This window comes from bacterium (assembly GCA_026708015.1).
Lineage (GTDB): Bacteria > Actinomycetota > Acidimicrobiia > Acidimicrobiales > Bin134 > Poriferisocius.
Genome location: JAPOVT010000055.1, coordinates 14461 through 36152 on the forward strand (window position 1 = coordinate 14461; position 21692 = coordinate 36152).

Genomic DNA, 21692 nt, shown 5'->3' on the forward strand with positions numbered 1-21692 from the left:
CGGCCACCCCGGTCATCCCGACGATCGTCGCGGTCCCGGCCGCCCCGATCATCTGAACGAGAACCAGAATCGCGGTCGCCGCCGCTCTCGTCACCGACCAGCTTGAGGCTGATCTTTCCGTTTGGATCGATGTCTTCCACGACAACCTCAAGGTCGTCGCCCAGCGCAACCACGTCCTCAACGCGCTCCACCCGTCGACCTCGGCCCAGCTTGGAGATGTGTACAAGGCCGTCGCGGCCCGGAAGGATGTTCACGAACGCACCGAACGCGGTGATGTTCACCACCTTCCCGTTGTAAACCTCTCCCACATCGGCGGTGGGAGGATCCAGAATCAAGCGGATTTGGCGCTCGGCCTCGTCCACGCAATTGCGGTCGGGCGATGAGATGGTGACGATCCCTGAGTCCTGGCCGTCGTCCACATTGATCTCGGCCCCGGTCTCGGCCTGAATGGAATTGATCACCTTGCCCTTGGGCCCGATGACCTCGCCGATCTTGTCCAGAGGGATCTCGAACTTGACGATCTTGGGGGCGGTAGGCCCAACATCGTCTCGGGGGGCGTCAATGGCCTCGGCCATGACCTCAAGGATCTTCATCCGGGCATCGCGAGCCTGGTTCAATGCGCCAGCCAGCACGTCGGCGGGCAGACCGTCGATTTTCGTGTCGAGTTGCAGTGCGGTCACGAATTCAGCAGTGCCGGCAACCTTGAAGTCCATGTCGCCGAAGGCATCCTCGGCACCAAGGATGTCGGTAAGGGTGGTGTATTGGCCCTCGTGGAAGACCAATCCCATGGCGATGCCAGCCACCGGGGCCTTGATGGGCACTCCCGCGTCCATCAGCGACAGCGTGGACGAGCACACCGAACCCATGGAAGTCGATCCATTGGACGAGAGCACCTCCGACACCAGCCGCAGCGTGTACGGGAATTCGTCCATGTCGGGGATGACGGGGACCAGCGCCTTCTCGGCCAGGGCCCCGTGCCCGATCTCCCGGCGCTTGGGACCCCGCATGAAGCCGGTCTCCCCAGTGGAGTAGGGCGGGAAGTTGTAGTGGTGGATGTACCGCTTCTTGTCGATGGGGTCGATCCCGTCGATCATCTGATCCATGCGGGCGGTGCCCAGCGTGGTGATGTTCAGCACCTGGGTCTCGCCCCGCTCGAACAGCCCGGACCCATGGGCGGTGTCGACCACCGCGACATCTGACCCCAGAGGTCGGAGGTCTGCCGCACCCCGGCCGTCAATCCGGACGCCCTCGCTCACGATGCGGTTGCGGACAATGCTCTTGGTAAGCGAGCGGATGGCCGCGGAGACCTGCTTGTCGGCCCCATCGGTCTCCTCGAACCGGTCGGCCAGGGCGGCAATGATCTCTTCTTTGGCCTGCGTCTCAGCCTCCTGGCGCTCAGCCTTGTCGGCGATGGACATGGCCGCGGCCAGCTTCTCGGAACCGATTTCGGCCACCGCCGCCTCTACCTCGGGGCTGTAGTCCACCTGGAGATCGAATTCCATGGGGGGCTTCACCCCCGCCGTGGCGATCAGGCGACGCTGTAGGCCCACCGCCTCTTTGATCCATTCCTTGGACTTCTCCAAGCCCTCCGCCAACGCGGCTTCGTCGACCTTGGGAGTACCGTCTTGGTACAGCGACCAGCTTGCCTCGGTTCCGTTGGCCTCCACCATCATGATGGCCACGTCGCCGTCGTCCAGGACTCGGCCGGCTACAACCATCTCGAACGTGGAGTCGGTCCCCTCGGCGTAGGTCGGGTGGGGAATCCACTCCCCATCGGCGCTGTGGGCCACTCGGACTGCGCCGATCGGCCCTGCGAACGGTATTCCCGAGAGGCTCAGAGCGGCCGATGCCCCGTTTATGGCAATCACGTCATAGGGGTTCTCCTGATCAGCCCCCAGAACGGTTCCCACGATGTGGATCTCGTTGCGAAACCCGTCGGGGAAAGAGGGTCGCAGCGGCCGGTCGATCAGCCGGCACGTCAAGATCGCCGACTCCGGGGCCCGGCCCTCGCGCCGGAAGAACGAGCCGGGGATCTTGCCCGCGGCGTACATCCTCTCCTCGATGTCGACGGTCAGGGGGAAGAAGTCGGCGCCTTCCCGGACACGACGAGCCGCAGTTGCGGTCACCAGGATGGTGGTGTCGCCCATTCGGGCGACTACCGCTCCGTCGGCTTGGCCGGCCAGACGGCCAGCCTCAAAGGACAGGGTCTTGTTTTCCGCACCGCCGACAACGGCCGATACGGTGATGGCTTCCGCCATTTTTTCTCCTCTCCGGACCACGCAAGGTCCGAGCGGGCCGGACGGAGCCAGTTCCCAGTTGGAGAGGCCCAGGGCTGCTCGGCCCCTTCAACTGGCAGCTGGCCATTCTCTAGGCCCGCTTATGTGTTTTCCATTGGTCGCCTGGGCGACACCCGCTTCTCAGCAGCGCAACCCACTTAGCGTCGAAGGCCGAGTTCGGCAATTATGCCGCGGTACCGCTCCACGTCGTTGTCCTTGACGTAGTCGAGCAGCCGTCGCCGACGACCCACCATCATCAGCAGGCCCCGCCTGCTGTGGTGGTCCTTCTCATGCACCTTCAGATGCTCGGTGAGGTGATTGATGCGCTCAGTAAGCAGAGCGATCTGGACCTCAGGCGAGCCTGTGTCGGTGTCGTGCAGGCGGTGCTGTTCGATCGTCGCGGTCTTTGACAGTAGCTTCTCGGCCATCCCTACTCAGTGTGTCCGTCGGTCAGAAAACGGGCGATTGCATGGCACCTTGCCGTACTTGAGCCCGGGGGACCCATTCAAGCTACCACCCTGAAGGCCCGAACACCTACCTGAGAGCTTTTGCGGAATACTGGTGGCGTGAGGGTTGTGTCCTTCGGGAGCCTCAACTACGACCTGTCTATCTGGCTGGAACGGCTTCCTGGCCCGGATGAAACCCTGCGGGCCCAACGGATGGAGGCATTTTCCGGGGGAAAGGGCGCCAACCAGGCGACGGCCGCAGCCCGGCTGGGGGCCGACACGCACATGGTGGGCTGCGTGGGCGATGACGACCGGGGCCGTTGGCTGCTGGAAGTGCTCAACGACAGTGGCGTAAACACCAGCCTGGTTCGTATCGCCGAGGAGCCCACCGGCACCGCGGTGCCGCTCATCTCCCCGGCCGACGTATCTATCGTGATCGTCGCCGGCGCCAACGCCAGCACCGGGGTCGCCGACGCTGACGGCGCCGCTGAAGTCATAGCCGCGGCCGATGTGCTGCTGTTGCAAGGAGAGGTGGGGGCGGCCGGCGCTAGGAGGGCGGCCCAGGCGGCCCGTTCGGGGGGGACCACCGTGGTTTTCAATCCCGCTCCGGTCGATCCATTCCTCGTAGAGGCCGTCGTGCCCCTTACCGATGTCCTGGTGGTGAACCGGGCCGAGCAAGCCCAGATCGGTGCGATCGGCCCGGAAACCGGCCAATGCGACACAGTCGTCACTTTGGGCGGCCGAGGAGCCCAGATTGACGATGTCTTGGTCCCCTCTTACCCCGCAGAAGTCGTGGATCCCACCGGGGCGGGCGATGCCTTCTGCGGTGCCTTGGGCGTTGCCCTAGCCGAAAGTCTCCCGCTGATCGAGGCCGTCCGATTCGCCAACGCCGCCGGCGCTCTCGCGGTGCAAACCCCCGGCGCCCAACCCTCCATGCCCACCCGGGCCGAGGTCAACGCCCTGCTCGACGGCCGTCCGCACCCTCCTTGAGAGCGGGCAGGACGTGGGTGGCGGTGAGGCGCAGGCTTTCCATGACTTTGTCGTGGGGGATGTTGTAGGGGTTCATCATGCACAGCAGCAGGTCGACGCCTAGGTCGGCGAAGCCCTGACATAGCTCAATGCACTGGTCGGGGTCTCCGGCGATGGAGACACCCTGCTCAACCAGGTCCTCGATATTGAATGTGGTATCCCAATCGGCGTCTGCGGTCATGCCGGGCAGATACCGGAGGTAGTTCCAGTCGCCGAGGTCGGCCCCCTCTTCTTGGAGCATCTCGGCCACGCTGCCCACCAACTTGAACGCCACCGTGGGGTACCACCAAAACGACTCCCGAGCGTTGTCATAGGCCTCGGCTGTGGTGGGCGCGCAGTGGAACATGGCGAAGGTGGCCACCCGGTCGTTCACGTAACCGCCCACCGGGTCCTGACATGCCTCCAATCCCTCGCGGTAAAGGTTGATCCGAAGCTCCAGTTCCTCCAGCGACACGCCGGCACTGAACGACAGCAGGCCCATTCCCATCTCCCCCACCAGCTGATGGGTCTCCCGACTGCCAGTGGCAGCCCAAATCGGGGGATGGGGCTTCTGCACCGGCTTGGGCAGAACCCGGCGACGAGGCATCGACCAGTATTGGCCCTCGAACTCGTATTCGTCATTCAGCCAACAGCCCGCGATGTGCCCTACCGCCTCGGCCCACATGGCCCTGGTCTCCCGGGGATCGATTCCGAAACCCTCCAGTTCGGCTCGGGTGGTGGAGCGGCCGGTGCCGAATTCCACTCGTCCCCCACTGATCACGTCGAGCGTGGCCGCCGACTCGGCACTGCGGACCGGGTGGTTATAGGGCTTCGGGGTCAGGCGCACCCCATAGCCCAATCGAATCTGCTCGGTGAGTGCAGCCACTGCTCCGTAGAGCACCTCGGGGTTGGAGCTGTGCGACATCTCCTCGAGGAAGTGGTGCTCCACTGTCCAAAAGCTGTGGTATCCGAGCTGGTCGGCTAGCACGGCCTGCTGGATCAGCTCCCGGTAGCGCAGCATCTCGCTATCGGCGTGCCACGGTCGAGGTACCGGGATCTCAGAGAATAGGGCTAGCTCCATTTCTGACTAGCGGGAAGGTTCCGCCATCAGGATTTCCCGAGACAAGGCAACGTCGATGCGGAGCTGTTTCACCAGGGATTCGATGCCGTCGAAGCGATGCTCGCTTCGCAGCAGCTCCACAAACTCGACTCTGGCCTCCTCGCCATACAGGTCGCCCTCAAAGTCCAGGAGGTGCGCCTCCAACAGCGACTGCTGGGCGTGCTCGTAGAAGGTGGGCCGACGGCCGATATTGATGGCCGCCATGTATCGGGATCCGTCGGGACGGGTGTACCAGCCGGCATACACCGCGTCGGCCGGCCAGGCCATGACCATGGAAACCGGGATGTTGGCGGTGGGAAACCCAATGGCCATGCCCCGCCGATCACCCAGCACCACCTTGCCCCTGATCTCGTGGTACCTCCCCAGCATGGCCGCCGCGGTGCGAACATCCCCCCCGGCCAGCGCACGGCGCACGGCAGTGGATGACACTGGCTCGGGCCACTTCTTGTCATGATGCAGCAGTTTCACCGCGTGCACTTCGAAGCCCATCTCCATGCCGAATTTCCGCAGCGTATCGATGTTTCCCATACGCGACCGCCCGAAGTGAAAGTCCTCCCCCACCACCACGCTTCGCACACGAAGCCTGTTCACGAAGACCTGGCGCACAAATTCCTCCGGCATGGTGTGGGCTCTATCTGGGGAGAACTCGATCAGGTACACGTACTCAATGCCGGCCGCCTCGAGAAGTTCCAGCTTCTGGTCTAGGGAATTCAGCAGTTTGGGGGCGTTCTCGGGCCGCAAGACCAGCGCTGGGTGGCGGTCGAATGTGACTACCGCGGGGGCCGCTCCCAGCCGATCCGCCTCGGAGAGGAGCTGATTGATAACGGCCTGGTGCCCGACGTGGACGCCGTCGTACACCCCGATGCTGGCGGCGGTCTCCTCAATGCGTTCTAGGCGACCAAAGTCTTCGATGACCTGCACCGTGCTGCACGGTAGTGGCCGCAGCGTCAAACTGGACAATCCCGCTCGACTGCGGGCCGCTCAATGTGAATCAAGCGGGGATGACCACCGCTGGTTTGACCATGCCCGGACTGTGCGCTTCGTAGACGGCCAAGAGTTGTCCCTGCGCCCCGAGCACGGCCCAGGGGCCATCGCCCTCCGCCGCGATCTCCTCGGATCTCAGCACCTGTCCGTGGGCCACCCTTCGGCCCAGGTTGACGTCGACCGTGACCAAGGGGTAGTCGCGCAAAGCCTCCACCATTGACAGCAGCTCTGGAGCGCCAACCGGTTGAGCTTCATCAACGGCGAAGGAGCCAACCGCCACCCGGCGCAATGCCCGCAGGTGCCCGCCGCCGCCCAGCGCAGAGGCGATATCGGCAGCCAGCGATCGGACATAAGTTCCCGACGAGCAGCTCACCTCCATCCGGTACACCCCCGCGGGAGCGTCCAGTGGGGCAACGGCCAGCTCATGGACGGTCACTGGCCGGGCCTCCCGCTCGACCTCGATGCCCTCTCGGGCCAACTCGTGCAGCCGGCGGCCCCCGATCTTGATGGCCGAGACCATGGGCGGCACCTGCATGATGTCGCCGACGAATCGGGAAGCGGCCTCAGCCACCTGCTTCGGGGTGACTTCGGCCATATCGTGGAGTGCGGTGACCTCGCCAGACGCGTCCAGCGTGGTGGTCTCAGCGCCCAATACCAGCTCGCCCACGTACTGCTTGGGAAGCGGTGTGAGGAATCGCAGCAGCCGGGTGGCCCGACCCACTCCCAAAAGCAGTACCCCGGTGGCGTCGGGGTCCAGCGTCCCGGAATGCCCTACTTTGCGAGTGCCGAGGATCCCCCGGGCCTTGGCCACCACGTCGTGGGAGGTCCAACCCGCCTCTTTGTCGATGACAGCCAGCCCATCGACGGTTGTCACTCTTCGGCCTCGTCGGCCAGATTCCGCAGAATCTGGTCGACCCTCTCACCGGCTGATATTGACGGGTCGAGGGCGAACGACAGGTCGGGCACCCTCCGGACGGCGGCGGAGCGGGCAACCGCCTGTTTGAGCTGGTAGCGATGCTCCTCCAACGCCTCCAGGGCCTCGGTGGCCGCGTCATCGTCCAAGGCGCTGATGTACACCGTGGCCCGGCTCAACTCGACGCTGGTTTCCACTCCGGTAACGCTGGTCAGCGCTAATCGCTCATCGTCCAGTTGGGCCAGCTCAGAGGCCACAATCTCGCGCAGCAACTCCCCGAGGCGGGCTGACCGTGAATAGCGGAAGGGTCGCGACGACCGGCTGCGGGCCATGCCTATTCGTCGGTGTTGAGCCAATGGGCCGTGGAGTCCACCACTTCGATGTCGGGAATCGACCACATGTACCGATCCACCTCATCGGCCATTGTCCGGCACTGGCTGGGCTGTCCCGACACCAAAGCCACTCCCACCTCGGCTCGCTGCCAGAGATCGGTGTGCCCGGTCTCCGCCACCGAGATGCCGAATTTGCGGGCCACGCCCGACAGAACCGGACGCAATGCCGAGCGACGCTCCTTCAGCGATTGGCAGCCCGGGATGTGCAAGTCATAGACCACGGCGAGAACGTGCATCGGTTCACCTCACCCCTCGTGTTTTCAGACTCGGGCGACTTCCCGCTCCTCAAACGTCTCGATGATGTCGCCTTGCTTGAGGTCTTGGAAGTCGGACAAGCCGATGCCGCACTCGAAACCGGACTGCACTTCGCGCACATCCTCTTTGAATCGCTTGAGTGAGGAGACTGTGCCCCGCCAGATGACCGCGCCATCCCGCAAGAACCGGACTTTGGAGCCTCGGGAGATGGCGCCGTTGAGCACATAGCAGCCAGCCACCGCGCCGACCCGGGGAATCCGGAAGATCTCCCGTACCTCGGCGTCGCCGGTGACGACTTCCTCGAACTCCGGGGCGAGCATCCCCACCATGGCGTTTTCCACGTCCTCGATCAGCTTGTAGATGATCTCGTAGGTGCGGATTTCCACTTTCTCCAGCTCAGCCAGCTCTCTGGCCTTGCGATCGGGCCTGACGTTGAAGCCGATGATGGTGGCGTTGGACGCGGCGGCCAATTGGATGTCATTGGCAGTCACCCCGCCCACACCCCGGTGGACAAAGGCCAGCTTCACCTCGTCGCGCCCCAGTCGCTGGAGGCTGTCCACAACTGCCTCGAGCGACCCGTTCACATCTGCTTTGACGATGAGGTTCAGCGTGGCGGTCTCGCCGGCCTGGATCTGGTTGAAAATGTCCTCTAGGCGGGCGCCGCCCGCGGTGGCGGCAGCGTCCCGGCCCAGGCTGGCGATCCGCTGGGAGTGCTCTCGTGTTTGGGCGACCTTGGCCGCCACCTTCTCGTTGGGAGCGACCACAAAGGCGTCCCCGGCGTTGGCCACGTCGGAGAGGCCAAGCACCTGCACCGGCTTCGATGGCAAAGCCTCCTTAATCTGGTTGCCGCGGTCGTCGAGCAATGCCCGGACCCGTCCCCAAGATGCCCCGGCAACCACTGGATCCCCTCGCCTTAGGGTTCCGTGCTGGACCAACAATGTGGCTACGGGGCCTCGTCCGATATCCAAGTTGGATTCCAATACCACTCCTCGGGCCCGACCCTCCGGATCGGCCCGCAGATCCTCCACTTCGGCCACCACGGCCAGCTGTTCGAGCAAGTCGTCGATACCGAGATTCTGAAGAGCAGAGATCTCCACCATGATTGTTTCGCCACCCCACTGCTCGGGCACCAGCTCGTGCTCGGAGAGCTGCTGCATGGTCCGATTGGGATCGGCGTTGTTGCGATCGATCTTGTTGACGGCCACGACGATGGGAACATCCGCCGCCTGGGCATGGTTGATGGCCTCCAGTGTCTGGGGCATAACGCCGTCGTCGGCTGCCACTACCAGCACCACGATGTCGGTGGCGTCGGCGCCCCGGGCCCGCATGGCTGTGAAGGCGGCGTGGCCGGGGGTGTCGATGAACGTCAGGGTTCGCCCTTCCTTGTCCACCTGATAGGCGCCGATGTGCTGGGTGATGCCCCCGGCCTCGCCCTCGGCCACGTTGGCGTTGCGGATTTGGTCGAGCAACTTGGTCTTGCCGTGATCCACGTGGCCCATGACGGTGATCACCGGAGGTCGGATGGGGAAGTCCTCTGTGAGCTCACCTTGGTCGAAGTCGGCTTCTAGCAGTTTGAGCAGTTCGTTTTCCTGCTCCTCCCCGGGATCCACCAGTCGGATCTCGGCGCCTACCTCGGCGGCAAAGAGCTCGATCATGTCGTCGGTCAGAGACTGGGTAGCGGTGACCATCTCTCCCTGCTGCATGAGAAACCGGACTACATCAGCAGCCGTCTGATTCAGCTTCGGACCCACCTCCAGCGGAGTCGACGCCCGCTCGATCACCACCTCACCCGTGGGTGCAGCCGCATCCGTCGGGGTGTAGTCGGGGATGTTCATGGGCTGGAGGTCTTCGGCCACCCGCCGACGCCGCCGGCTCTTGCGCCGCCTCTGCTGAGGGCGCTGGGGACCCCCTCGACCCCGACCTGCTGGGCCTCCGGGGCCGCTGGGCGGACCTCCTAGGGCTCCAGACGGGCCGCGTGCCGGCAACGGTGCCGGAGACCGACCAGGCGTTACGACCCCGGGTCCTTGGGTTCCGGCCGCTGGGCGGACTGGACCGCGTGGGCCCCGGCGCGGACTCGGCGACGGACCCCGACCGCCCCGACCAGGGGGTGGGGGAATCGGCTTGCCCGAAGAAGACGTAGGCGGTCGGCCGGGGGGTGGGGGAATCGGCTTGCCCGAGCGTGAGACTGGTGGAATGGTTCGAGCAGAGGCTGCTGGCTGAGCAGCAGGTGGTTCGGCTGCCGGTTTGGGGGCAGTTCGGGGTGACGGGGTCGGGGCAACGGAGGGAGGCTCAGCTGGGGGCGCTGCTGGACGGGGGCGAGGTGACATCCCGCCGCTGGAGGTGACCACCCGCGTCGGCTTCGGGGGTTCCACGGACTCGGGCTCGGGCTCAAGCTCAGGCTCCGATTTGAACTCGGGTTCTGGTTCGGGCTCCGGCTCCGGTTCGGGCTCCGGCTCCGGTTCGGGCTCGGGTTCTGGTTCGGGCTCCGGCTCCGGTTCGGGCTCGGGGGGCCGAATCAGGCCATCACGATCCGCTCGCCGCCGGACGCGGTCAGCTTGAGCATCCACGATGCTCGAGGAGTGGCTGTTGACGCCGATCCCCAGTTTCATGCAGAGATCAAGCGTTTCCTTGTTCGTGAGGCCGAGCTCGCGGGCAAGCTCGTACACCCGAATTTTTGCTGGCAAATGGTTCTTTCTTGGTCCGTCCGCAATGCGCGGCCGACCCATTTGGGTCGGGATTTTATTTTCTCACGCCCAGCCGTCAGATTTCGAAGTCAATCTGAGGCGCTGGTCTTTACCCCGTTGGAGGACCGCCTTCCACTGGTTCCCCCAACTCCTCAACCGGGCCCCCTTCACTGCCCTCAGCTGCCCATTCCTCGGCCGAAAGCGCGGGGCCCCCTTCAGCCGGCCGCCAAACCTGCTCGCCGGTTGTCTCGTCGACAACCCATTCTCCCTCGGCCCAGTCCATCGCCTCATAGGCGGCTTCCTGGGCCAACTGGGTTTCGCTCTTGATATCGATTCGCCATCCGGTCAATCGGGCAGACAGGCGCGCATTCTGGCCTTCTTTGCCGATGGCCAGCGAAAGCTGGTAGTCGGGCACGACGACCTCGGCAACCCCGGACTCCTCGTCAATGGACACCTCTTTGATCTTGGCCGGAGACAGCGCTTTGGCCACGAAGTCGGCCGGATCATCCGCGAAGGGAACGATGTCGATCTTCTCCCCCCGCAACTCGTTGACCACCATCCGCACCCGGGCACCTCGAGCCCCCACGCACGCTCCAACGGGATCCACGTTGGTGTCATTGGACGACACTGCGATCTTCGTCCGGTGACCGGGTTCTCGGGCACATGCCTTGATCTCCACCACGCCATCGGCGATTTCCGGAACTTCCAGTTCGAACAGCCGTCTGATCAGTCCAGGATGGGTTCGGCTAACCACGATTTGCGGGCCCTTGGCCGTCTTGCGGACCTCCACGATGTAGGCCTTGAGCCGGCTGTTGGCGTCAGGGCGCTCAAAGGGCACCTGCTCGGCCTGGGGCAAGAGCGCCTCCACGCGTCCCAAATCCAGGAGGGTGTAGCGGGCATCGTTCTGCTGAATGATCCCGGTCACGATGTCACCCTCGCGGCCGGCATATTCCTCGTACTTGAGCTCGCGCTCCACCTCTCGAATCCGCTGCATCATGACCTGCTTGGCCGTCTGGGCCGCGATGCGTCCGAAGCCGTCGGGAGTAACATCGAACGGTTCTCCGATGGGCTCACCGTCGTCATCCAGCTTTTGCGCGAAGACCTGGATGTCGGCCGTCTCAGGATTGATCGTGACCCAGGCGTATTCCTCGCTGTCGGGCATGCGCTTATAGGCCGATTCAAGGGCATCGGCCAGCGCAGCCAGCAGGGCTTCCACCGAGATTCCCTTGTCTGCGGCCAGCGCTTGCAGGGCTTCCAGCATGTCAGGATTCATCGGCTGCTCTTCTCCTTGATCTTTTTCTTCGGCTCCGGACCCCATTCAAAAACGGTCCTGGCCTTGGTGATGTCGCTGAACGAAAACCTACGAGGAACTCCGTCCTCTTCTATGGTAATCCCATCATCATCGCATCCCATCAGCACACCCTGGATCCGGCGTTGCCCCTCGATTTGGGGGCCGAGTTTGACGCTAATGGCCTCGCCAATTGCCCGGGCATAGTGCTCTGGCCGCCGCAGCGGCCGCTCCAAGCCAGGGCTGGTTATCTCCAGGGTGTAGCGGCCGGGAACGAGGTCGTTGTCATCCAGCAGTCGAGAGGCCACCTTGGAGGCGTCGGCCACTTCATCCAGGCTGATGCCGCCGGGTTTGTCCACGATGATGCGTAAAACCCCGCCTCCGTAAGTGATGTCGTACACCTCCAGGCCCCTACCCTGGAAAAGAGGCGCGAGCAGGTCGTACACGTTGTCTGCTACCGACATCTCGCCCCTTTCCTGGCTGGTGGTCTTCTGCCCCTCCCCAAAGTCAGAAGGCGTGGGCCCCAGCCCACGCCTCACCCGACTAAAGAGATCGACGATACGCCGTCAATCTTACCCGCTGAACGCAGGCATGTCGCTGCACAGGCGGGGCATATTTCAGTAGCTGCGGCCGCAGACAGCCACCAGATCGGGCTCGTCGCCCGCCTGGGGCAGAGTCCCGTCGGGGCGTTGCAAGCACCGCACGGTTATCGCTTCCTCGGCCAGGGCAGCTTCGCCTTCAGGCCCGAGTTTGGCCCAGGGAATGCGGGCGAACCCGATAACGGCCGCCTCCCGGACCTCATCTGTTGTTGTCGCCTCGGAAATTCGGGAGTCCCTCCACGCCATGGCATCGTCGTAGACGCTTTGCTGGATGGCCTCCAGGAGCGATTCCACCCTCTTCGGCGCCTCAGAGAGGCTGACCGCCACCTTCTCGCCGCCAATCCGAGACACCAGGATGGCCTGTCCCTGCTCCAAATCGCGGGGGCCGATCTCCACCCTGACGGGCACGCCCTTCAGCTCCCAGTCGGTGGCCCTGCGGCCAAATCCCGTTCCCGTGCGATCGTCCACCCTCGCCCGCATTCCGGCCGCGCCGAGTTCATCGGCCAGCCGGCGGCAGGCATCCACCACCCCCTCGGCATCCCGCACCGCAATGACCGCGACTTGAATGGGTGCCAAACGGGGCGGGACGACCAAGCCGCGGTCGTCGCCGTGGGCCATGATCAACCCACCCACCATTCGAGACGACACTCCCCACGAGGTCTGCCACACATGTGACTGGTTTCCCTCGCCATCTAGGTACGTGATGTCGAACATGGTGGCGAAGCTCTGACCCAGCTCGTGGGAAGTCCCCATCTGGAGCGCCTTGCCGTCTCGCATCATCCCTTCGAGGCACATCGAGTTGATGGCCCCGGGAAACCGCTCAGCCTCGGTCTTGTATCCGATGAGCACCGGGATGGCCAGCACCGACTCCATGAAGTCCCGATACACCTCGTGGAGGATTCGGGCGGCATAGTCACGGGCCTCCTGGCGAGTGGCATGGGCGGTGTGGCCCTCCTGCCACAAGAACTCGGTGGTCCGCAGGAAGATCCGGGGGCGCATCTCCCAGCGGACCACGTTGGCCCACTGGTTGATCAGCAGCGGCAGGTCGCGATGGCTCTGCACCCACTTGGAGAAATAGGCATTGATGATGGTCTCGCTGGTGGGGCGCACCACCACCGGCTCAGTCAGCTCGCGGCCTCCGCCCTGGGTGACCACAGCCAGTTCGGGGCTGAAACCCTCGACGTGGTCTGACTCCCGGTTCAGGTAGCTCTCGGGGATGAACAGCGGAAAGTAGGCGTTGTCGGCCCCCGCAGCCTTGATCCGCTGGTCCACCTCCGCCTGCATCCGCTCCCAAAGGGCATACCCATAGGGCCGGATCACCATGGTGCCCCGCACCGGCCCGTTGTCAGCCAACTCCGCTTTGTTGAGGATGTCCTGATACCAGCGGGGAAAGTCCTCGGTCTGCGAGGTAAGCACCCCTTTGTCAGCCATTCTCACGCTCTCCTGCGGATCATTTCGATCTTCTGACTCGCCTGGTTGGCATCATCACCCTGATCGACCAGCAAGCGGCTCCTGTCCCGCTCGGCTTCTCGCGCCGCGGCCACTGTGTCGGCCCTTTCCAGCGCGGCCTCAGCACCATGCTCGTGAATGAACTCCGCCCACTCAACCAGGGAGGACACCATTTCCTCCTCAGCCACCACGGCCACGTTGCGGCCCTTGACGAACAGGTGGCCCCGCTTGTTGCCAGCCGCGATGCCGATGTCAGCGTCGCGCGCCTCGCCGGGTCCGTTGACCACACAGCCCATGACCGCCACTTGCAGGGGGATCTCCCGGTCGCCGAACGCTTCCATGGCCTGATCGGCTACGGCGTACACGTCGATCTCGGCCCGACCGCAGCTCGGGCAGGCGATCAAGTCCACGTTCTTGCGCTCCCGCAGCCCCATGGACTCAAGGAGCTGGCGGCCGGCCTTGGCCTCTTGCACCGGGTCGGCGGTGAGGCTGTACCGGATGGTGTCGCCTATGCCATCGGCCAACAGCGTGCCGATGCCCGCAGTGGATTTGATCAACCCCACGGGGGGCGGCCCCGCTTCGGTCACCCCGAGGTGCAGGGGATGGTCGGTGACCTCGGATAACTGGCGGTAGGCCTCGATCATGAGAGGCACGCTGGACGCCTTGACCGAGATCTTGACATCGTTGAAGTCCATTTCCCGGAAGTAGTCGAGCTCCATCTGGGCCGACTCCACCATGGCTTCCGAGGTAACTCGGTCGCCGTGCTTTCGGTACAGGTCAGGGTGCAGTGATCCCCCATTCACCCCGATGCGAATGGGAACCCCTCGATCTCGGCATTCCGAGGCCACCGCCCGGATGTGCTCGGGCTTGCGGATATTTCCGGGATTCAGCCTCAGGCACTGGACGCCGGCGTCCAGCGCGGCCAGCGCCATGCGGTACTGGTGGTGAATGTCGGCCACGATCGGCACCGGAGAGCGGGGCACGATCTGGGCCAAACCCTCGGCAGCCTCGATCTCATTGCAGGTGCAGCGGACAATATCGGCCCCCGCCGCAGCCAGGGCGTATATCTGCTGAAGGGTGCCCTCCACATCAGCAGTGCGAGTAGTGGTCATGGACTGGACAGTGATGGGCGCGCCACCGCCGACGGCCACATCCCCCACATGGATTCGGCGGGTGGGACGCCGCTCGAAAGCTGCCTCTACTTCCATGCCCTCAGCTTGGCACGCCCGGCGCGTGGCGTTCGCAATTGTTAGCGGCCATCACGTTCATCAACTCGGAATCTCCACCGGATCGGTGAAGTCGAGATAGACCGACCCGATGAAGACAAAGGCCAGTATCAAGATCACGGCATAGGCCACCGGCACCATTTTGGAGACGTCGGCGCTGTATCGACGGCCTCGCCAGGACCGCAGTCGCTCGTAGGTGGCGATCACCACATGGCCGCCATCAAAGGGAAGAAGCGGGATCATGTTGAAGACCCCGATGAACACATTCAACAGAGCCAAGAACAGCAGCAGATTCCCGTAGCCGTTCTCGGTGAGGTCAGCGCCTATCTTGAGCGCGCCGAAGATCGATACCACTCGGTCGCCGTCGTCGACGGGGGCCGCCGTGGTGAATCCCCTTCCGGACGGAACTGTGCTCTGCTGGGATGGTTCGTCGGCCACATCGCGGAAGAAGTCATTGAGCCCGCTGGGGGAGAAGAATCTGCCGATGCCGAAAACTGATTCCTTGACCAGGAAACCGAATTCATCCAGCGTGTCAGGTACGGCCTCAAGGTATCCGACCTCCACCTGATGACGCGACCAGGCTGAAGCAGATGAGATGCCGATAAACCCCCTGTTGGAGTCATCAGGATGAGTGCCCAGCGTCAGCGTGCGGACTAGCTCTTCGTCTCCCCTGACTACCCCCAAGCTCACCGGAGTACCCGGTTCGGGCAATACCGCCACCATCTCGCTCATGGTGGCTACCGGACTGTCGTCGACCGAGACAATGCGATCGCCCGGCAGCAGCCCCGCCCTCCCAGCCGGTGAGCCGGGAGCCACGAAGTTCACCGTCCAATCGGGTGAGGGCACGTCTTCGTGCTTGCCCCCAATAACCAGGAAGGAGAAGATCAGAACCAGCGCCAGCAGAAAATGCACGGTCGAACCGGCCACGGCCACCGACATCCGCCGCCAGTAGGGCTTGCTGCGATACGTGCGGTGTTCGTCAGCCGGGGGAACTTCCTCCAGATTGTTCATCCCGATGATCCGCACATAGGCACCGGCCGGTATCGCCTTAATGCCGTAGACGGTCTCGCCCCGGCGGACTGACCACAGGCGAGGCCCGAATCCCAAGAAGAACTCGGTGACCCTCATGCCCGCCGCCCGGGCAGCGACAAAGTGGCCCATCTCGTGCAGGAAGATCATGCCGATAACGGCCAGCACGACGATGAGCATCGGAAGTCCCCAGACCACCTGCACCAGGGCGAGCAAGCCGGCCACCAGCGCCAAACCTCCCCAACCCTCGCGCGATGCCCGCAAATTGCCGAGCGGGGTCGCCGGAGGCTGACTGCTCCCCGTGGAGCCGACTTGATGGAAGGTCATCGCTTAGGTGCGGTCGGGTTGGCTAGCGACAACTTGCTCAGCCGCGGCTCGGGCTTTGCCGTCGATCTCCATGACCGCCTCCAGGGAGTCGGCCTCGGTGCCGTCGTGGTCGCCTAAGACCGTCTCCAGAATCTCGGGAATTGCCGTCCATCGTATCCGCTCATCGAGAAAAGCCTGCACGGCCACCTCGTTGGCCGCATTCAGCAAAGCGGGTGCGGTCTCGCCCATGCGCCCGGCGGCGTAGGCCAGCTCCAGACAGGGAAACGCCTCGGTGTCGGGGGGCTCGAAGTCCAAGCGGCGCAGCTCGGCCCAGTCGATGCGGCCAAATGGGGTGGCAATGCGGTCGGGATAGGCCATGGCGTAGCCGATGCACAGCCGCATGTCGGGCAGGGAGAGCTGGGCAATGGTGGCGCCATCGGTGTACTCCACCATGGAATGGACCACCGACTGGGGGTGGATCACCACCTCTATGCGGTCATACCCCATTCCGAACAGCTCGTTGGCCTCGATCACTTCCAAGCCTTTGTTCATCAGCGTGGACGAGTCCACCGTGATCTTGGGGCCCATGCTCCAAGTGGGGTGGGCCAATGCATGCTCCACGGTCACATTGACCAACTCGCTCCGTGTTCGGCCACGGAACGGCCCGCCGCTGGCGGTGAGCACTATGCGGTGAACGCGCTCCATTCCCGCTTCGGTGGTGAACACATCGTTGGCCCGCAGGCACTGGTGGACCGCGCAATGCTCACTGTCCACCGGCAGTAGCTCGGCGCCCGGGGTCTGTCGGGCCCGCTGGACGACCGGGCCGGCGGCGATCAGCGACTCCTTGTTAGCCAGTGCCAGGCGTCGGCCATTCTCCAGGGCGGCCAGCGTCACTGGCAGACCGGCGAATCCGACAACCCCGTTGACAACCACATCCCCCATGGCAGCTGCCTCGGCCAGTGCGGTTGAGCCGCTGGCCACGGTCACCCCCGGCAGCGCCTCCTGTACTTCGGGGGCCAGACCGTCATCGCCGACCACCACAAGGCGGGGGCGAAATTCCCGGGCTTGGGCCACCAATTGCTCGACGGAGCGTCCCGCTCCCAGAGCCACCACGTCCCAGGCCTCAGGTTCGGCCCGAACCACGTCCAGCGTCTGAACGCCGATTGAGCCAGTGGAACCAAGCAATGACAGGGAGGTCATAAGCGAATCACGTCGGTATCGACCGGAGGCTCAGATCACCCCAAGCATGAGAGCGGTGAAGTAGGTGGCCGGCAGGACGAAGAGCAGGGCGTCGATCCGGTCCAACATGCCTCCATGGCCGGGCAGCAAAGATCCCATGTCCTTGATCCCGAGGTCTCGCTTGAGGGCCGACTCCAGAAGATCGGAGAGCGGGGCAACCGCGGCAACCACGATGCCCAGGATGACGCCATCGGAGCGCGACCCGGGCTCTTCCCCGAAGGGGCCGACCTCCAGAATGGAGATGAACACCAATGCGACCGCAATGGTGAGAATCGTGCCGCCGATCAAGCCCTCCACTGTCTTGTTCGGACTGGACTTTGACAACGGCGTGCGGCCTGCGGCCCGCCCGACGGCGAACGCCCCCACATCGTGGGCCACGGTCAAAATCACCGCGCTCAGTAACAGTTCCGCTCCATCCGGTCTGTCCAACAGGAGCCCGCCGAACGCCCCGGTGACTCCGATGTAGGTGATGCCCAGCAGGGTGACCCCGAGATTGGCCAGCGGACGGTCACGGCCAATACCGCCCAAATACCAGAGCCCGGCTCCGAACAGAGCGAATACCAATACCATCACCATGCCGTCGGCACCCCGCCAAAAGGCAGCTATAGGCAGGGCAACCACCGCGGCGAATCCCACCAGCGTTGGGGGCTGATAGCCAGCATGGCGAAGCGTGGTGAACCACTCCGCCGCGGCGATGAGCAGTGCTATGACCAGCACCGCAAGGGCGACCCGCTCTCCCAGGGCGATCGCGCCTAGCACGATGCCGCCCAGCAGCAATCCGACCACTACGGCCCTCATCAGGTTGCCGTTGGCGCCAGCAGCCCTCGGGTGGATACCCGTCGAATGCGGTGCCGATAGGGGCGACGGCATTTCTGCAACGGACGGAGAATCGGCTACGTCCAAAGACAGCACCTCATCCACCCGGTCCACCGAGGGAAACTCCACCGCCTCGGTGGGCTCAGGGTCTTCGAAGACGCTTGCCCCTTCGGTTGCTCCGCCGACATCAATTGGGCTGCCTCCAACGGGATCAGCTAGGTCGGCAAAAGTATGCTCGTCCGAGTCTTCGCGCCACCGGGGCGCGGCCTCGGTCAGGCTGTCCCAGCCCTCGTCGGCGTCGGAGCCGGTGTCGGCAGGTTCATCCCAAACAGCAAGTTCGGACTCATCCTCTTCTTCGTCGAACAGGGAAGTCAGATCGTCCAAGAAGGTGGCCTGATCGTCTTCAGGCACCTCTTCGGACTGGTCATTTGGTCGTTGGAAAGGATTGTCGTCGTCCACTGCCCCTCCAGGCTAGATCTCGAGCAGCTCTTGTTCTTTGACACTCAAGGCATCATTTATCAGCTGCTCATGGTCGTGGGTTAGCCGGTCGAGCTCCTTCTCGGTCCGGGCGGCGATGTCCTCGGAGACATCCCCGTCTTTGCTGAGCTGGTCGATGTCGTGGCGGCTGCTGCGGCGGGTGTTTCGAATCGCCACTCGCCCCTCTTCAGCCATCTGCTTAACCAATCTGACTAGCTCGCGGCGGCGCTCTTCGGTCAGAGGTGGGAACGTGAGCCTCACAACATTGCCGTCGTTGCTGGGATTGAGCCCGAGGTCGGCTTGGATGATGGCCCTCTCGATGGCCGCTATGGAGCTCTTGTCGAATGGGGAGATGACGAGCAGCTGCGCTTCGGGAACGCTGAAGCTGGCCAGCTGTTGCAAGGGCACCTCGGTGCCGTAGTACTCCACGAGAAACCGTTCGAACAGCGCCGGAGAGGCCCGCCCGGTTCTGACGGAGGCAAATTGCTGGCGTGTGTGATGGACGGCGGAGTCCATGCGCCCACCGGCTTCGTCCAACACCAAATCGGTCAGCTCATCGCCGGTTGTCATAATTTCGATGCCTAGGGGCATCCCTCATGACACCAGAGTACCGATCAACTGCCCGTCGAGTATGGCGCTTACGTTTCCCGGCTTCATCAGGTCGAACACCACGATGGGCAACTTGTTATCCATGCACAAAGAGACCGCGGTGCTGTCCATGGCCCTCAGGCCCTGGGACAGCACGTCCAAGTACTGCACTTCATCGAGCTTCTCGGCATTGGGATCGGTGCGGGGATCGGCGGTGTAAATCCCGTCGGTTCCGCTATGGGTGCCCTTCAGGAGAACTCCGGCCTCGATTTCCACGGCCCGCAGCGCGGCTGCGGTATCGGTGGTGAAGAACGGATTGCCGGTTCCAGCGGCGAAGATGACCACACGGCCCTTTTCCAAGTGTCGAATTGCCCGGCGGCGGATGTATGGCTCGGCCACCTGGGCCATGCCGATGGCCGTCTGCACCCGAGTGGGCTGATTGAGCCTTTCGAGGGTGTCTTGCAGCGCAAGCGCGTTGATGACGGTGGCCAGCATCCCCATGTAGTCGGCCTGGGCCCGGTCCATTCCCGCGCCCGCCCCGGTCATCCCCCGCCAGATGTTCCCGCCGCCCACCACCACGGCCACATCCACATCGAACTCAGCCCTGACCTTGACGATCTCGGTGGCGATCTGCGCGGCGATCTCCCCGTCAATGCCGTATCCAGCCTCTCCGGCAAAGGCCTCGCCGGAGAGCTTCAAGACGATTCGGTCCCACCGGCCCGACCTCTTGGTGCGCTCGCTGGTCATGCCTCTTAGCTAACTGCCGATAGTCGCCAGCTCGAACCGGACAATCTCGCCGTCCCCCAACCGGGACTGCACAGTCTCCTTCTCCCCGAACATGCCCTGTTCCAGCAACACCCGCTCTGCGTACCACGCCCTGAGTCGGCCGGTGACGATCTTGTCCCAGGCCTGTTCAGGCTTGCCCTCTGCCTTGGTCATCTCGGTCAGCGCAACGCGCTCCCTCTCAACCTCTTCGGGGTCGACATCATCTCGGTGCAAGACCGAGGGTTTGGCGAAGGCAATATGAAGGGCGATCTCATGGGCCAGCTCCTGGCTGATGCCGCGGGCCTCCACCACGACCGCACTGGTCCCCCGGCCGTCCTGGGTGTGGAGGTAGGTGTCCAGAATGTTCCCATCAGCGGCCTGAACCTTGACCACCTTGCCCAACCGGACGTTCTCCTTCTTGGCCAGACTGAGATCCTCGATTTCAGCCTTGCGGGACTCCACCGAGTCTTCCCCCTCGGCTAACACCAACTGGGCCAGCTCTTCGGCCATAGAGGTGAAGTCGTTCGCCTTGGCTGAGAAGTCGGTCTCGCATTGAAGCTCCACAATGGCGGCTGCCTCACCGTCGGCGGCAAGGGCCACTGTTCCCTGGTCGCTGGCCCTATCTGCTCGGGCCGCAGCCTTGGCCATGCCCTTCTCGCGGAGCCATTGGGTGGCGGCCTCCATGTCGCCCTCATTCTCAGTGAGGGCGCGCTTGCAGTCCATCATTCCGGCGCCAGTGGCATCGCGAAGGGACTTGACGTCTTGGGCGGTAAACGAACTCACACTTGCTCCTGGGGTTCGGTCGATTCGGCATCAACAGCTAGCTCAGCAGTCTCGACCGCCGGGACATCCTCAGCGGGAGCAGCCTCCGAAGCCGCCGGAGCCCCCTCATCCGACTGCGATTCCGCCACCGCCGGAGCTTCCTCAGCGGGAGCAGCCTCCGAAGCCGCCGGAGCCCCCTCATCCGACTGCGATTCCGCCACCGCCGGAGCTTCCTCAGCGGGAGCAGCCTCCGAAGCCGCCGGAGCCCCCTCATCCGACTGCGATTCCGCCACCGCCGGAGCTTCCTCAGCGGGAGCGGCCGATGTGTCGTCTTCCGTCGGAGCATCTTCCGTCGGTTGGGACTTGGCGGAGGCATTTCCCTGAGCGATGAAGCGGCCTTCGAGTACCGCATCGCTGATGATTCGACACATCAGCTCTCCTGACCGGATCGCGTCGTCATTTCCAGGGATGACGAATTGAATGACGTCGGGATCGCAATTCGTGTCCACTACGGCTATTACCGGCAGCTTCAACTTGTTGGCCTCGGCCACCGCAATGTGTTCCTTTTTCGTGTCGAGCACGAAAACCGCATCGGGAGGTCGAGTCAGGTCGCGAATGCCGTTCAAGTTGCGCTCAAGCTTCGCCAATTCCCGGGAGATGAGCAACGCCTCCTTCTTGGGCATCACGTCAAGCTCGCCCGAACTGCGCATCCGCTGGAATTCCTTCATCTTGCCCATGCGCTTGGAGATCGTCTCGAAGTTGGTCAGGAGACCACCCAGCCAACGCTCGTTCACATAGGGCATGCCCACCCGCTCGGCGTAACTCTGCACGCTGTCTTGGGCTTGCTTCTTGGTTCCCACAAACAGCACTTGGCCGCCCTTGGCCACCAAGTCTCGAACAAAGGTGTAGGCCGCCTCGATATGGGCAAGCGTCTGGGTCAGATCGATGATGTAGATACCGTTGCGCTCGCCGAAAATAAACCTCTGCATTTTCGGATTCCAACGGCGGGTCTGGTGTCCGAAGTGGACTCCAGCATCGAGCAGCTGACGCATCGTCACGACTGGCGCCAT

The 21692-nt window shown here is 63.7% G+C and carries 21 protein-coding genes and 1 pseudogene; 2 read left to right on the plus strand and 20 right to left on the minus strand.

Going from position 1 to position 21692, the window contains the following annotated elements:
- Positions 1 to 2258, minus strand: a 2258-nt coding sequence (locus tag OXG30_13325) for a polyribonucleotide nucleotidyltransferase (GenBank protein MCY4135873.1), incomplete at its 3' end; no start/stop codon positions are given.
- A gap of 176 nt (positions 2259 to 2434) precedes the next feature.
- On the minus strand, positions 2435 to 2704 hold the full coding sequence (gene rpsO, locus OXG30_13330; protein MCY4135874.1) for a 30S ribosomal protein S15: 270 nt from the start codon (positions 2702 to 2704) through the stop codon (positions 2435 to 2437).
- Between the two features lie 138 nt (positions 2705 to 2842).
- Between rpsO and OXG30_13335 the strand changes: the two genes are divergently transcribed.
- The gene (locus tag OXG30_13335) at positions 2843 to 3712 is read left to right on the plus strand and encodes a ribokinase (GenBank protein ID MCY4135875.1); all 870 of its coding nucleotides are present in this window, start codon (positions 2843 to 2845) and stop codon (positions 3710 to 3712) included.
- Here the strand turns inward: OXG30_13335 and OXG30_13340 are convergent.
- The 6 genes from OXG30_13340 to infB form a co-directional block, all read right to left on the minus strand.
- The gene (locus tag OXG30_13340) at positions 3675 to 4811 is read right to left on the minus strand and encodes an LLM class flavin-dependent oxidoreductase (protein ID MCY4135876.1); all 1137 of its coding nucleotides are present in this window, start codon (positions 4809 to 4811) and stop codon (positions 3675 to 3677) included. The genes OXG30_13335 and OXG30_13340 overlap by 38 nt on opposite strands.
- 6 nt (positions 4812 to 4817) lie before the next feature.
- Positions 4818 to 5771 carry a bifunctional riboflavin kinase/FAD synthetase gene (locus tag OXG30_13345; GenBank protein ID MCY4135877.1) on the minus strand — a complete coding sequence of 318 codons (954 nt, stop codon included), beginning with the start codon at positions 5769 to 5771 and terminating at the stop codon, positions 4818 to 4820.
- 70 nt (positions 5772 to 5841) lie between these two features.
- Positions 5842 to 6708: a tRNA pseudouridine(55) synthase TruB gene (gene truB, locus OXG30_13350; GenBank protein MCY4135878.1), complete on the minus strand. Its 867-nt coding sequence runs from the start codon at positions 6706 to 6708 to the stop codon at positions 5842 to 5844.
- On the minus strand, positions 6705 to 7079 hold the full coding sequence (rbfA, locus tag OXG30_13355) for a 30S ribosome-binding factor RbfA (protein ID MCY4135879.1): 375 nt from the start codon (positions 7077 to 7079) through the stop codon (positions 6705 to 6707). Before rbfA ends, truB begins: the two co-directional genes overlap by 4 nt.
- Positions 7080 to 7081: 2 nt before the next feature.
- Positions 7082 to 7375 carry a DUF503 domain-containing protein gene (locus OXG30_13360; protein MCY4135880.1) on the minus strand — a complete coding sequence of 98 codons (294 nt, stop codon included), beginning with the start codon at positions 7373 to 7375 and terminating at the stop codon, positions 7082 to 7084.
- A 24-nt stretch (positions 7376 to 7399) separates the two neighbouring features.
- A complete protein-coding gene (gene infB, locus OXG30_13365; GenBank protein MCY4135881.1) occupies positions 7400 to 9250 on the minus strand; it encodes a translation initiation factor IF-2 in 1851 nt (616 codons plus the stop codon).
- Between the two features lie 323 nt (positions 9251 to 9573).
- On the opposite strand from infB, the gene OXG30_13370 reads away from it, so the two are divergent.
- Positions 9574 to 9738, plus strand: coding sequence for a hypothetical protein (locus OXG30_13370; GenBank protein ID MCY4135882.1), 165 nt, complete (start codon positions 9574 to 9576; stop codon positions 9736 to 9738).
- Between the two features lie 226 nt (positions 9739 to 9964).
- On the opposite strand, the pseudogene OXG30_13375 reads toward OXG30_13370, so the two are convergent.
- The 12 genes and pseudogenes from OXG30_13375 to rpsB form a co-directional block, all read right to left on the minus strand.
- Positions 9965 to 10120, minus strand: a pseudogene (locus OXG30_13375) (translation initiation factor IF-2 N-terminal domain-containing protein).
- Between the two features lie 67 nt (positions 10121 to 10187).
- Positions 10188 to 11351: a transcription termination factor NusA gene (gene nusA / locus OXG30_13380; GenBank protein ID MCY4135883.1), complete on the minus strand. Its 1164-nt coding sequence runs from the start codon at positions 11349 to 11351 to the stop codon at positions 10188 to 10190.
- A complete protein-coding gene (locus OXG30_13385) occupies positions 11348 to 11830 on the minus strand; it encodes a ribosome maturation factor RimP (protein ID MCY4135884.1) in 483 nt (160 codons plus the stop codon). The genes nusA and OXG30_13385 overlap by 4 nt, the downstream gene beginning before the upstream one ends.
- A 153-nt stretch (positions 11831 to 11983) precedes the next feature.
- The gene (gene proS, locus OXG30_13390) at positions 11984 to 13396 is read right to left on the minus strand and encodes a proline--tRNA ligase (protein ID MCY4135885.1); all 1413 of its coding nucleotides are present in this window, start codon (positions 13394 to 13396) and stop codon (positions 11984 to 11986) included.
- Between the two features lie 2 nt (positions 13397 to 13398).
- Entirely contained in the window at positions 13399 to 14622 is a 1224-nt protein-coding gene (gene ispG / locus OXG30_13395) for a flavodoxin-dependent (E)-4-hydroxy-3-methylbut-2-enyl-diphosphate synthase (GenBank protein MCY4135886.1), read from the minus strand.
- A gap of 60 nt (positions 14623 to 14682) precedes the next feature.
- The gene (locus OXG30_13400; protein ID MCY4135887.1) at positions 14683 to 15894 is read right to left on the minus strand and encodes a site-2 protease family protein; all 1212 of its coding nucleotides are present in this window, start codon (positions 15892 to 15894) and stop codon (positions 14683 to 14685) included.
- Positions 15895 to 15999: 105 nt separating this feature from the next.
- Positions 16000 to 17175: a 1-deoxy-D-xylulose-5-phosphate reductoisomerase gene (dxr, locus tag OXG30_13405; protein ID MCY4135888.1), complete on the minus strand. Its 1176-nt coding sequence runs from the start codon at positions 17173 to 17175 to the stop codon at positions 16000 to 16002.
- A 30-nt stretch (positions 17176 to 17205) separates the two neighbouring features.
- Positions 17206 to 18489, minus strand: coding sequence for a phosphatidate cytidylyltransferase (locus OXG30_13410; protein MCY4135889.1), 1284 nt, complete (start codon positions 18487 to 18489; stop codon positions 17206 to 17208).
- 12 nt (positions 18490 to 18501) lie between these two features.
- A complete protein-coding gene (gene frr, locus OXG30_13415; protein MCY4135890.1) occupies positions 18502 to 19059 on the minus strand; it encodes a ribosome recycling factor in 558 nt (185 codons plus the stop codon).
- A gap of 42 nt (positions 19060 to 19101) precedes the next feature.
- Positions 19102 to 19842, minus strand: a complete 741-nt coding sequence (gene pyrH / locus OXG30_13420; GenBank protein MCY4135891.1) for a UMP kinase — start codon at positions 19840 to 19842, stop codon at positions 19102 to 19104.
- Positions 19843 to 19851: 9 nt separating this feature from the next.
- Positions 19852 to 20643, minus strand: a complete 792-nt coding sequence (gene tsf / locus OXG30_13425; GenBank protein MCY4135892.1) for a translation elongation factor Ts — start codon at positions 20641 to 20643, stop codon at positions 19852 to 19854.
- Positions 20640 to 21692, minus strand: a complete 1053-nt coding sequence (gene rpsB / locus OXG30_13430; GenBank protein MCY4135893.1) for a 30S ribosomal protein S2 — start codon at positions 21690 to 21692, stop codon at positions 20640 to 20642. Before rpsB ends, tsf begins: the two co-directional genes overlap by 4 nt.

Excerpts from the sequence above, each read along its gene's own strand:
- rpsO (MCY4135874.1), bottom strand. The coding sequence starts at position 2,704 with ATGGCCGAGAAGCTACTGTCAAAGACCGCGACGATCGAACAGCACCGC.
- OXG30_13340 (MCY4135876.1), bottom strand. The coding sequence starts at position 4,811 with ATGGAGCTAGCCCTATTCTCTGAGATCCCGGTACCTCGACCGTGGCAC.
- rbfA (MCY4135879.1), bottom strand. The coding sequence starts at position 7,079 with ATGGCCCGCAGCCGGTCGTCGCGACCCTTCCGCTATTCACGGTCAGCC.
- OXG30_13360 (MCY4135880.1), bottom strand. The coding sequence starts at position 7,375 with ATGCACGTTCTCGCCGTGGTCTATGACTTGCACATCCCGGGCTGCCAA.
- nusA (MCY4135883.1), bottom strand. The coding sequence starts at position 11,351 with ATGAATCCTGACATGCTGGAAGCCCTGCAAGCGCTGGCCGCAGACAAG.
- OXG30_13385 (MCY4135884.1), bottom strand. The coding sequence starts at position 11,830 with ATGTCGGTAGCAGACAACGTGTACGACCTGCTCGCGCCTCTTTTCCAG.
- proS (MCY4135885.1), bottom strand. The coding sequence starts at position 13,396 with ATGGCTGACAAAGGGGTGCTTACCTCGCAGACCGAGGACTTTCCCCGC.
- ispG (MCY4135886.1), bottom strand. The coding sequence starts at position 14,622 with ATGGAAGTAGAGGCAGCTTTCGAGCGGCGTCCCACCCGCCGAATCCAT.
- dxr (MCY4135888.1), bottom strand. The coding sequence starts at position 17,175 with ATGACCTCCCTGTCATTGCTTGGTTCCACTGGCTCAATCGGCGTTCAG.
- pyrH (MCY4135891.1), bottom strand. The coding sequence starts at position 19,842 with ATGACCAGCGAGCGCACCAAGAGGTCGGGCCGGTGGGACCGAATCGTC.
- rpsB (MCY4135893.1), bottom strand. The coding sequence starts at position 21,692 with ATGGCGCCAGTCGTGACGATGCGTCAGCTGCTCGATGCTGGAGTCCAC.